Annotated in this window: 6 protein-coding genes; 1 reads left to right on the top strand and 5 read right to left on the bottom strand. The window is 47.2% G+C overall.

The genetic code is table 11. The features are described from left to right. Window positions 1-257: 257 nt before the first annotated feature. Window positions 258-1,106 (top strand): hypothetical protein, encoded by an 849-nt coding sequence (locus AC1DSE_RS19565; RefSeq protein WP_477512563.1) that lies wholly within the window; start codon window positions 258-260, stop codon window positions 1,104-1,106. Window positions 1,107-1,225: 119 nt separating this feature from the next. On the opposite strand, the gene AC1DSE_RS19560 is transcribed toward AC1DSE_RS19565, so the two are convergent. The 5 genes from AC1DSE_RS19560 to AC1DSE_RS19540 all read right to left on the bottom strand — a co-directional run. Then, window positions 1,226-2,344 (bottom strand): S1C family serine protease, encoded by a 1,119-nt coding sequence (locus AC1DSE_RS19560; RefSeq protein WP_477512562.1) that lies wholly within the window; start codon window positions 2,342-2,344, stop codon window positions 1,226-1,228. 12 nt (window positions 2,345-2,356) lie between these two features. After that, window positions 2,357-3,610 (bottom strand): FxLYD domain-containing protein, encoded by a 1,254-nt coding sequence (locus AC1DSE_RS19555; protein WP_441878501.1) that lies wholly within the window; start codon window positions 3,608-3,610, stop codon window positions 2,357-2,359. A gap of 171 nt (window positions 3,611-3,781) precedes the next feature. Then, a complete protein-coding gene (locus AC1DSE_RS19550; protein WP_477528058.1) occupies window positions 3,782-9,766 on the bottom strand; it encodes an S-layer homology domain-containing protein in 5,985 nt (1,994 codons plus the stop codon). 282 nt (window positions 9,767-10,048) lie between these two features. Beyond that, window positions 10,049-11,719 carry a ribulokinase gene (locus AC1DSE_RS19545; protein ID WP_441907994.1) on the bottom strand — a complete coding sequence of 557 codons (1,671 nt, stop codon included), beginning with the start codon at window positions 11,717-11,719 and terminating at the stop codon, window positions 10,049-10,051. A 14-nt stretch (window positions 11,720-11,733) separates the two neighbouring features. Further along, the coding region (locus tag AC1DSE_RS19540; protein ID WP_477528057.1) for an L-ribulose-5-phosphate 4-epimerase at window positions 11,734-12,362 on the bottom strand (629 nt) is incomplete at its 5' end.

Raw genomic sequence — 12,362 nt, 5'->3', positions numbered from 1 at the left:
GACATAGGATCCTTTATTTGCTGGAATTAGGGCGAATTGAGCTCATTTTAAGTGTAATAACGTATCCTATGTCCGTTAGTAGGCTAAACTTGCGTTTTAAGCCAAAATAGCGGAACTAATGTCCGTTAAGCTCGATAAGAAATACTAGTTCCCTTTTACACCCGCCTCATACGCACACTCACCTCATAGGCTTTTGCCGCATACGCTACAGTAGGATAAATGCCTAATTTGCGATGTAAAGGAGTCTGAGTACTCTCATGGAATATACTTATGCTAATAATGTGAATTCTCGTCCAGCTAGCAAGGGCTGCGGTTGTGGTGGACCTCGAATGATCACGCCAACGCCTCAGCAAGGTGGTTTTGGGCCGGGCGGACCCGGCGGCTTTGGGCCGGGGGGACCCGGCAGTTTTGGCCCAGGTGGTCCCGGCGGTTTTGGGCCGGGCGGACCCGGCAGTTTTGGCCCAGGTGGTCCCGGCGGTTTTGGCCCAGGGGGTCCCGGCGGTTTTGGCCCAGGGGGTCCCGGCGGTTTTGGCCCAGGGGGTCCCGGCGGTTTTGGGCCGGGGGGACCCGGCGGTTTTGGGCCGGGCGGTCCCGGCGGCTTTGGGCCGGGCGGTCCCGGCGGCTTTGGGCCAGGGGGACCCGGCGGCTTTGGGCCGGGTGGTCCCGGCGGCTTTGGGCCGGGCGGTCCCGGCGGCTTTGGGCCAGGGGGACCCGGCGGCTTTGGGCCGGGGGGCTTCTGGATCGGTGGGCCATGGCTGTTCCCGCCTGCGGGACCGCAGGCGACCGTAACGGTTCTCATAAACGGTGGAAGAGCGTTTCCTAGCATAACTGAGGCGTATCGCATTCCTTTCCGACCGGGTTTGACCATCTATCAGGCTCTAGCTGAAACGGGGGTTGTCAGCTTCAGCTTTAATGGTCAAATTAATTCCGTTAGTGGAGTCCCTATTGGTGGCAATACCAGCTATCAACTTGTACTGAACGGACGCGTAATTCCAGCATCGCTGCTCAGCTTCCCGCTTCAGCGCAATGACTCTTTAGCGCTTGAACTCTTTTTAAGCCCTGTTTTGCGCGAGGATGAAATCGAAAATACAAGCATAGAAATTTAATTAGAACTGACGATGAATCAATAAATTCATCGATAAGGCAAGTCCCACAGCTATACAAAAAAGCTAGAAAAAGCGGTCTCCCCTGACCGACTTTTTCTAGCTTTTTAAACAGCATTCTTTTACTTAATAGCCTTACCTTTGCCGCTCAGCAGCTTTAATTGATCGTTCTCGTAGCCGACCTCATAGGTCACTTGGTATTTGCTTAACACATATTTGCCTTCGACCCGCTCATCTACTGAAATAACAGCGATAACGGTAGCTTTGTCTTCCCTGCTCTCCGTCACATGCATATTTTCGATGACCACATTCAGCGTCCCCAAGTAACCTGCCCTGAACTTCTCGTAGCTCGTCCCTTCCTTCCAATTGCCGCCTAGCAATGAATAAGCATAGACATAATCGGCATTGTTCAGACTGTCATAAAAATGAGTAACGAGATAATCAGCATATTCCTCAATCTTCGCTTCATCTTCCATCTTCAGTTCCTTATCCGAAAGCTCCAGATCGGGCAGCTTAGTCATCGGTTTAGTAGACCAGCCTTCTGCGATATCGATTACGTTCGCAATGGGGATACTAAAGCCAATTGAACCTTGCTCATAACCGGCAGAATTAATGCCAAGCACCGATCCCGTTTTCTGATCAACGAGCGGTCCACCGCTATTACCAGGAGCAATTGGCGCAGAAATTTGATAGAGATCCGAATACAAATAGGAATCAATTTTGAACGTTCTTCCTAGTCCGCTGACAATACCGGTAGTAACCGTATTTTGAAATCCGAGCGGACTGCCAACAGCAAGCACTTCGTCCCCGACTTCCGCTCTTTCTTTACGCTCTACCTGCAGCGGCTCCGTTCCAGCCAGTTCCTTCACACGAACAACCGCAATATCCGTTTCCGTGCTAATGCCAATGACTTTTCCGTCCAGCTCGCGTGCATCCGCTGTTTTAATTTTCACAGTATGGGAGCCAGCGACAACATGCGCATTCGTGATGAGATCCCCTTGCTTATTATAAAGGAAGCCTGAGCCTTGATCCCCGTTTTCATTTTCAATCATGACGACCAGCTTCTGCGTTTCAAAAATAATATCCTTAAGAGACTTCTGCTTCGTCTCATCAGCTACCGCAAGCAACGGCTTTCCCGTCAGCCTGTTTGGCAACTCTGAATGAATGGCTAACGCAGCAGCCAATCCTCCACATACAATGAGAGTAGAAGCGATGACGCTAATCCAAGCTCGTTTTCTCATCACATCTTCCCCTTAATCCAAATACCAAGTCGCGTGATCAACGACGACGGTTGTATTCTCTACATAAACCCCATATACCGTACTATTAAAGGTGATTTTCTGGCCTGGATCAACATAATCCGGCGTCGCCTCTGCCTTGCCCTTGCCTACCTCTTTGCCGTCAGCATCGTAGACGATAAATTGAACGCTAATCGAATAAATAGGCCGTGTAGCGGCATTTTTCAGCTCGCCTACAATATTTAAATCTCCGAACTCATCTAGCGTCGATTCGATTTTAACAACCTCGACGGCTGCCGTTTGATTTTTTAGATCCTCTGCTGCAGCCTGCTGCATCGCTTGCTCTAATCTTCGCTGTTCCCTTTTCTCGTAATCAGCCTGTGCATCAGTTATCTTTTTGGCCAGTGACATAATCCGCTCATTATCCTTGGCAAAAAGCAGCGCTCGGTCCGTCAGCGCCAACGCATCCGAATAGTTTTTTTTCTTAAGCAATGCTTCGGCATCCTTATAGCTTATATCGACGATTTTGGCAACAATTTGCTCTTTTACAGCTAGCGCCTCTTCACCGTCTAATTGATTCGCAATGTTAAGCCTTGACTCAAGCTCATCCACTGTATTCAGACCTGCCAGTTCTTCCGTCAGCCTCATGACACCAAGTTTAACGTTATAGTCGTCAAGCTGATGCTTAATCTTTATATAGATTGGCTCTTTATGACCCTTTAATTCACCGTTAATCCGCTCCAGTGTCTGTTCTGCCTCTTCAAGCTTACTCTCCTCCAGCTGCTTCCCCGCAGCTGTAATTGACTGTGCCAGCTCTGCGACAAGGGCAACGATCTCCGCATCCTTCTGCAGAGCGCCAAAGCCTGGACGCGCATCCGAGGCTTCCTGCAGCAGCTTCTGCGCTTTGTCATATTTCCCTGCTAGCGCCTCCGCCTTCGCCTCAACATGAAGCTTGATGACTCTATCATTTATTTCGGATTGATATATATAGTAACTAAATACGGAACCAGCGGTAACAAGCGCTAAAATTATAGGCATCAGCCATGCCAAAATAGAGCTCTTAGCTCTACGTCTCCGCGTTTTTTTAGGCTTGCCCGGCTGCTGGCTTGTTGCGTCTATCTCTACAGAAGCAGCCCGCTCCGATAACAGCATAGATCGCTCAGTACTTAGAGCCGCTGCAGTTTCTTCTCCATCAGCAAGCAATCTGCCGCACTGGCTGCAATAAATGGCATCATCCGTCTGTTTTTTTTCACAATGATGGCAATACACTTCCGTTCATCCCCCAGCCCACGTTTCTCTCTAAACATATCTATCTATTCTATATCAAAAAGTAAATGATCTCCATTTTTTTATAGTGGGAAATGGAGCCATATTTAAAAAAAGCAGCCTATCATGGTCACAATACACTGTGAACAGATAGGCTGCTTCTATTAATGCTCTTTATTTCACGCTATCATTGATGCTTTCGATCCATTTTTCGCTGCCGTCTTCATTGCGCTCAGCTTTGTGTGAGATCGTTGCTTCCTGTACATCGCCAAAGCCCCAGTGGCTTTGCGGCATATCAGGGAACAATGGAGCCAGCCCCTGAAGCGGTCCGCGATAAAGCATACGATTGATCATCGTAACTGCTTCAACACGAGTAATTTCTTTTTTCGGCTTAAAGCTTCCGTCCGGATAACCGGTTAAAAACTTGCCGTTAAACAAAGCTTCGATCGTGTCTGCTGCCCAGTAGCCCGAAGTATCCTTAAAGTGGGCTGTCGCAGGCGCGCTCACTTCAAGCTTGAGGAACCTTGCCATAACCGCTGCAAGCTCTCCTCTTGTAACTGCCGCATCTGGACGGAAAGAGCCGTCTTCGTATCCGCTGAAGTAGCCATTTACCGTAACGCTTTGGATGTAGTTCGTCGCCCAGTGACCTTTGCGAATATCGTTAAATGAAAGCGGCTCTTCCACTTTCTCGTTTCCAGATAGTCTTGCAACAATGGCTGCAAGCTCCGCACGAGTCAATGAGCCTTCTGCCTTGAATTCCTTATCCGGGTATCCAAGAATATAACGAGTATGAGTAAGCTCCCCGAAGCGATCTGAGAATACATTTACTTTTACTGATGATTGGACAGTGGCATTATTCCCAATAAACTCACCCGAAATATCAAATGCCGTATCTGCTGCTTTCATAAGCGGCCATTCGATGACCACTTTGAAGCTGCCGTTCTGTCCTCCTTGTACATTTGTTACTTTCCATACAATGGTGTTGTCTGTTACGATTCCGCCAGCTGCATCCACAACAACTGCGCCCGCTGGAATCTTGACCTCGATTTCTCCTGCTGCCATTGGACTGCTGGAGTTGTTTTTGTAATCCACCGTTAGAGTCGACGTTGTTCCTTCTTTTACTTTGTTCTTGTCGACTGAAAGTGTAAGCGCAGGATTGGCAGATGGAGCGCTTGCCTCAATAGGCGTCAGCTCTAGATCATGTTTGACAATCTCCCATTCAACGGAGAGAACTGGGCTTTTATAGTTATAGAACCCATTCTTCATTACGCCAAGATAATAGTCCGTTTCTGGATACACCATATAGGCATAGAAACCGTGTGCATCCGTCAGCTGTTCTGGACTCGCATTGTCATTTGGTGCAAAACCAACGAGAGCCGGCAAAACAACCTCCGTGTTAGGTATAATCCCTTTGCCTTTATTTCTTGCTGTGTCCGCGTAATAAAGAACAACGGATGCACCTTCAATTACTGCTTTTGTAACCGAATTAGTAACCGTTCCATATGGATCGACAAGCGCCTCAGAAATATTCATTTCCCCTGAAGCCGTTACTTTGACCCCTGCATGGCTGAAAATAATTTCCTTGCCAGGTTCAACTTTATATCTAATTTCCAGCTCGTATTCTCCAATAGCAAGCCCATTCGCATTAAATACGCCTTGTGGGCTAAGTGAAAATGCTTTCGGAGCTCCACCTTCGGAAATGTAGCTGCCATCCGCTTGTTTCAAATAAATATTTGTTTTAGCAAGCAGATCACTGTTAAACAACGAGGACTTGCCATCTGGCTGCTTAAGCAGCACGATACCTGTTACCGTTTTCTCAGATTCAAAGTTTTCCTCGCCTGCTCCTGTTACTTCACCAACTTGAGCCGATTGCTTATAGGTTACAGGTGTAGGAACGCCGCCAACATCAACCGTTTGCGTCACTTCCAACTCATAAACGACATCGCCTTTTGGAACCACGACATAATAAGCTCCGCTAGCATCGGTAATAACCGTTTCATCAAAGTCTGTTCCTGGAGTGATAACGCCGTCGCCATCTAGATCAAGCGTTACGCGAACACTTGCGCCAGCGATTGGCGAATTCRTATCTCCCTTTGTAATAGACCCTTTAACTGCAGCAGGCAAGAAGGTAATGATGATCTCATCCTGCTCCTTCAAGCCACGCTCTTTGTTGTACACATTCGCTTGAATCGGAATCTGCTGCTCGTTGATGCCTGTAATTTGCTGTGATTTGTACGTAACCTTCGCTAACCCTTGTTCGTCAGTGACCGCGGTGTTTCCACCAACAAACGTCCCTTTACCTGCAGGAGCTTCAAAAATAACCGTTACACCTTTAATTGGAGCGCCATTTGCATTTGTAAGCAATGCCGATAGCTCGGTAGTTGATTTGCCATCGCCCAAAATTTTCTCTGGACTTGCGGTTAACGCCAGTACCGCTTTAACCACTTCAAAGCTGTTATCCGCTAATTTTGTCTCTGAAGGCAATAAGCCTCCTTCAACGTCTAGCGCCTTAAATGTAACTTCGTATTTGCTTGCTGCTGTTAATTCAGGAAGTAAATACGTTGTATTTTCCCACTTCTTATAGCCGTCTGCTACGAAGGTATCCTGATTGACAAGCGTAAGCGGTACGATAATACCGTTCACATTCGCCGTAACGCTCTTAGCAAGCAAGGAACTGACAGCACTCAGCTTAAGCTGTTCGCCTGGAATGATGTTTAATACCTTTGATTCGCCTTGCGCTTTGTCTCCGGCCCATCCATCGAGCGCTCTATGAATATTAATCGTCACCGTTGCAGGAGCTGAAACTTGATTATCTCCATCCGTTACAGTGTACGTAAAGCTATCCTGTCCAGATATAAAATCCGAAACCGGTTTATAGATCCATGTATCACCTGATACATTATAATCGGCAGGCTCTAGCGTACCTTTTCCTGGATTGCTCTCTAAACCGTAAACAAGCTTCGTAACTGTCTCGCGATCTGAACCTTTAAATACAATAATAATATCAGTTGTGCCTTCGGCAACATTTACAGTGATTGGTTCTGCAACCGGCTTGCCGTTGTAGCCAATAGTGATTGCAGCAGCCGCTTCTGCAAATTGTTTCCCATCGCTGCCCCTCCAACCAAATTCAACCGTGCTTCCTTCTGCTAATGAGGTTGAAGGCTGGAATTTAAGACTTTCCAAATCGCTTTTTGCAATGATTTCAGTACTGCCTGGCACCATATAGACAGACTCACCAACAGAAGGTGTGTACCAAAGCGTTCCGCTCTGATTAAAATTTGCTGGAACAATAATCGCAACTTCTTTCAGCAAATCGCCATCTGCATCTGTGTAACGAGGCGATTCCGTGAAATCCGTTGTTTTAAAAGCAATAATTTCACCAGAAAGTCCCGCTTTTATAATGTCGTCTACGACTGGCGGAGTATTAATAGTAATCGTAACCTTCTTGTTTTCCTTCGCATATTGCTTGCCGTCCGAGCCGTTCCAGTCGAATGTTACTGAACCCGTCACGCCTGCAGCAGGCACAAAGGTTAAACCATCTAAGTCACTTGCTTTAATGACAAAGCCGGCAGTCGTAATGTCATAAACTGGGCCATTGCCTATTTGAAAAACAAGCTTGCCTTTTGCAGGATCTGGGAGCGATACGAGCTTTACTCTGCTTAAGCTCTCACTGTTGGAATCGCTGTACGAATCCGTAAAGTCCTTAATTGCAAAAGGCACCGTGCCACCTTTTAATATCTCCTTGTTAATCTGTTCTACCGTTGGAGCAGCATTCGCTTTAATAGTTACCGCAGCTGGCTGCTTCGCGTATTTCGATCCATTATAACCATTCCAATTAAATGCTGCCGTACCTGTGAATCCAGCATCAGCTGGAACAAAGGATAACGTATCCACTTCACCGATCGCAATTTCATCACCGGCTTCAACTGCCTTGCTGCCTAGGAACAAGGAGCCTTGTCCCACTGCTGGCAGAGTAACTATCTTCACACGCTGAAGTCCATTGAAATTAGCAGCACCGTTTGCTTTCGCATAATGGCTTCTAAACTCGTCAGCTGTAAAAGCAGTCGGCTCATATTGAAGACCGTCCTTCGCAATGTTGCTCACGACAGGGTCGTTCGTATAAGTAATGCTCACATTTGCTGGCGATAAAGAATACTGTTTGCCATCAAATCCATCCCAAGTGAAGGCAACTGTGCTTTCTTCCGCCAAATTTGCAGCTGGAACGAAACGCAGCGTATTTAATTCCGTTAAAGAAATTTCAGTATTAGAAGATACTACGAAGTCCACCCCTTCGGATGTATAACGCAGCTTTCCGCTATTGGAAAAGTTGGCTGGCAGGTTAATACGTACTTTCGTCAATAAATCGCCATCCGCATCGCTATATGCATTCGCATTAGTGAAATCGGTAGCTTTCATTTGAACCGTATTGCCAGCTATAGCTGCAAAAGAAATGTTACTAACAATTGGCGCCGTATTAATAGCAATGGTCACTTGCTTATTATCCTTCGCATACTGAACGCCGTCTGAGCCATTCCACTTAAAAGAAACTGTACCGCTGGCATTGCTCGCAGGAACAAAGCTCAGCTTGCCCAAATCAGCTGCACTGATTTCATCGCCCACGGCCACAGCTGCAGCAGAACCGCCGTTTGTGATCATCAGCTTACCGGCAGCTGGCGCCGGCAATGAAACAATTTTCACCTTGCTTAAGTTTTCCTTCGGCAAAGTTGCATCCGTATACTGGCTTGTGAAATCTGAAGCTGTAAATGTCAGTGTTTCACCTTGATTAATAGCCTTATTCATATCTGTTACAACAGGAGCGGCATTTGCAGTAATCGTTACCGTCCCATCGATAGCCGCGTACTTGCTTCCATCGTAGCCATTCCACTTAAATGAAGTCGTGCCCGTTAAACCTGCTGCATCTGGAACGAAGGTCAATTTAGCGACATCTGCCTTAGCAATTTCGTCATCTAATTTAACGTCCACTCCTGCAATCTGGAGATTGCCGCCGCTTGGAAGCGAAACGATTTTCACTTTTTCAAGCTTAGCTGCTTGCGCTTCACCTGTTACACGATAATATTTGCTGCTGAAGTCAGTTAGCGTAAAATTCGTTGGCTCGTATTGAGGTCCCGCTTTTGCAATATCTTTTACCGCGGGGTCAAACGTAGACATCGAATAAATATGCTGAGCTGTTCCAGGTTCATTCTTATCTGGCTGCTTGTCGAACAATATAATATTTACAGTGTATTCTTTGCTTGGATCTGCTCCAGGAGCATTAAGTACAATGTTGTCCCATTTCTGCTCGGTTCCTTGCTTGGAGCCGCTAAAGTACTTCTGCGACAAATCCAAGTTTTTCTCCCTAATCTCATTGCCGACTTTCGTTTTCTCAATGACGTTGACTTCCATATAAAAGTTTCCGTCTTTTTTAGGCAAGAAACCTGTATTTATCGTTACTTTGTCTTTCGTAACAGCAACAGCGGCTCCGGTAATTTCTCCGGTCTCTCTCACGCCGCCGTCAATGACAAGCTGACCCCAATCGATGGTCGTCACCCAGCCGCTGTTGAAATTAGAAGTATTCATGAAATAATGATGTACGGAAATACCAACATATAAATCCTGATTGGCGACGATACTATTCCATTGATCAGGTTTAATTTCCAGAACGGTCGTATTCCACACATCATTTTTTCCGGATAAAGCGCCCAAGTTAAATGCTTGAGGGAATTCCTTCTTGTATGTAGCAGACCCAAAATTTGCTGGCCATGGGGTTGTAGGTGCACCTAATGCAATATCTGCAGGGTTAGATGAGAAATATACACGGTCCCACTCGCCTGTACCGCTTTTGTTTGATTCATCGTATTCGTCTACATCAAGAGCCCGTATAAGCATATAAGCGCTTTTTGTAGGTTTGGCTTTAATGTCTTTAATTTTAAATTCGATTGGATAAAGAGGTGTACCGTTCCCCGTGCTGCTGTCTACATCGCCGTCAGCTGCACTGTTCGCCGCTCCGCCGCCCCAGTTATCCGTACCGGTAAAATAAGTCGCTCCTGTATCAAGCGCTGCAGCACTTGCTGCATATGGAACAGGGAAAAGCTGAACGAGCAGCACCGCAAATGCCATAAATGCGGTAAATAACCGTTTTCGCCACAGTCTGCTGTTCATTCGACCTCTGTTCCTAGAACTTCTTGGTTCCATAGACCTACCATCTTCCATCATTCCCGTACTCTCCTTTACTATTAAGATCGCTTTCAAAAGTTGTCTACTTTCTTATGTCTCTTTTTTATAAGTCCGACGACCTATAATAACATTCGTTTCTGTACAAATTCTGTACATTTTCGACAAGAATAGTGGAAAAAGCTAGAAATTAATAAAAAAAACGACTCCCTCGCATAATTAAATGCTGGAGTCGTTTTTTTGGTATATAGATGATTGAATAATAGCTACCTAAGCTTGCTCTTCTTTTATAACCTTAAGGCGTTTCATTACATCATTTGCGCCGCGTCCGTAGTAGTCGTGCAGCAAGTTATATTCCGCATACAGCTTCTCGTAAACTGCAACGTTTGCCGGAATCGGCTTGAACGTTTCTTCGCGTACACGAGCCATCTTCTGAGCCGCATCAACAATGCTGTCGAAACCGCCCTTTGCGGCACCAGCTGCTACTGCTCCAAACATCGCTGCACCAAGTGCAGGCGTTTGCTTGGATGCTGCGACCTTGATCTCGCGATTCGTTACATCTGCATAAATCTGCATAAGCAGCGCGTTCTTCTGCGGCAATCCGCCGCATGCGTACAATTCATTTACTTCAACCCCGTTGCTGTGGAACGCATCGACGATTTTGCGTGTGCCAAATGCCGTTGCTTCAAGAAGGGCGCGGTAAATTTCCCAAGGTTTCGTTAGCAAGGTGAGGCCTACAATGGTACCTGTCAAATCTGTATCTACAAGAACCGAGCGGTTTCCATTCCACCAGTCAAGCGCCAGTACGCCGGATTCGCCAACGTTCAGCTCGCTGGCTTTGCGAGTCAAATAAACATGTACATTTTCGCCAGCCTGCTCTGCCTCTTGAAGTACGTAGGCTGGAACAGATTCCTCAACGAACCATTCAAAAATATCGCCAACCGCTGATTGTCCCGCTTCGTAGCCAAAGTAACCCGGAATGATGCCGTCCTCAACGACACCGCACATTCCTTCCACTTCCTTCTCTTCCGTTCCGAGCAGCATGTGGCAAATCGATGTGCCCATCGCCATAACCAGCTTGCCTGGCGTAACGACGCCAACACCTGGCACCGCCGCATGTGCATCCACATTGCCAACCGCGATCGCCGTGCCTGGCGCAAGTCCGATGCGTGCAGCCATATCAGGCAGCAATTCTCCAGCCTTCGAGCCAAGCGGTACAACTTCACCGCGCAGCTTCGTTTCTGTCAGGTTTTCTAAACGAGGATCAAGCGCTTTGAAAAAATCCTTGCTTGGATAGCCCTCTTGCTTATGCCACATGCCTTTGTAGCCGGCCGTACAGCTGTTGCGAACAATATTGCCGGTCAATTGGCCAATAACCCAGTCCGTCGCTTCAACAAATTTATCTGCAGTTTCATAAATGTCCGGTGCTTCATTCAAAATCTGCCATGCTTTGGCCATCATCCACTCTGATGATATTTTGCCTCCATAACGCGGCACCCACTTCTCACCGCGCTGCGCTGCCATTTCGTTGATAAGGTTAGCCTCATCTTGTGCAGCGTGATGCTTCCACAGCTTCACCCAGCTATGCGGATTATCCTTGTAGGCATCCTGTACACATAGAGGATTCCCTTCTCCATCGATGGGAAGCATTGTACATGCTGTAAAATCGATGCCTAAACCGATGACATCAGCAGCATGGATACCTGATTCCTTCATCACCGCAGGAACCGACAATTCCAACACTTCAATATAGTCAAGCGGATGCTGAAGCGCCCAGTCATGCTCAAGCTTAATGCCAGATACCGGAAGCTTCTCATCAATAACGTGGTGAGTATACGGCGTGACATGCTCCGCTACCTCGGCACCGTTAGATAGATCCACAAGAACAGCTCGGCCCGATTGCGTGCCGTAGTCTACACCAATTGCGTATTTTTTGCTCATTATCCGAATCCTCCTTATTTTTGGCCGTAGTAGGCGTTCGCTCCGTGCTTGCGTAAATAGTGTCGGTCCAATAAAGCTTGATCCATGGGCTGAACATTCGGGTTAAGCTGATACGTATGAAGAGCCATCTTCGCCACTTCCTCCAGCACAACCGCATTATGAACGGCGTTATGCGGGTCTTTGCCCCAGCAAAAAGGAGCGTGGCTGTTTACGAGCACCGAAGGCACTTGGTTTGGATCGATATGGTTTTTATTGAAGGTTTCAACGATGACATTGCCCGTTTCCAGCTCATATGCGCCGTTGATTTCCGCTTCTGTCATCGCGCGTGTGCAGGGCACCTCGCCATAGAAATAGTCGCCATGCGTCGTGCCAAGCGATGGAATAGAGCGCCCCGCCTGTGCCCAGCTTGTCGCCCAAGGCGAATGGGTGTGTACAATTCCACCTATCGAAGGAAACGCTTTGTATAGCAGCACATGAGTAGCCGTGTCCGAGGAAGGTCGAAGATTTCCTTCAATTACATGGCCATCCAAATCTACGACAACCATCTGCTCGGCTTTTAACTCCTCGTAAGGAACGCCGCTCGGCTTAATAACCGCATAACCAGACTCTCTATCTACACCGCTGACGTTGCCCCAAGTAAATG

The sequence above is a fragment of the Paenibacillus sp. 01L418 genome (assembly GCF_056400045.1).
The sequence above is the reverse complement of the archived record's forward strand: the minus strand, read 5'-3'. Positions and strand labels throughout refer to the sequence as shown.

What these genes read in the sequence shown, in the direction of transcription:
- AC1DSE_RS19565 (WP_477512563.1), top strand. Translation starts at nt 258, where the DNA reads ATGGAATATACTTATGCTAATAATGTGAATTCTCGTCCAGCTAGCAAG.
- AC1DSE_RS19545 (WP_441907994.1), bottom strand. Translation starts at nt 11,719, where the DNA reads ATGAGCAAAAAATACGCAATTGGTGTAGACTACGGCACGCAATCGGGC.
- AC1DSE_RS19560 (WP_477512562.1), bottom strand. Translation starts at nt 2,344, where the DNA reads ATGAGAAAACGAGCTTGGATTAGCGTCATCGCTTCTACTCTCATTGTA.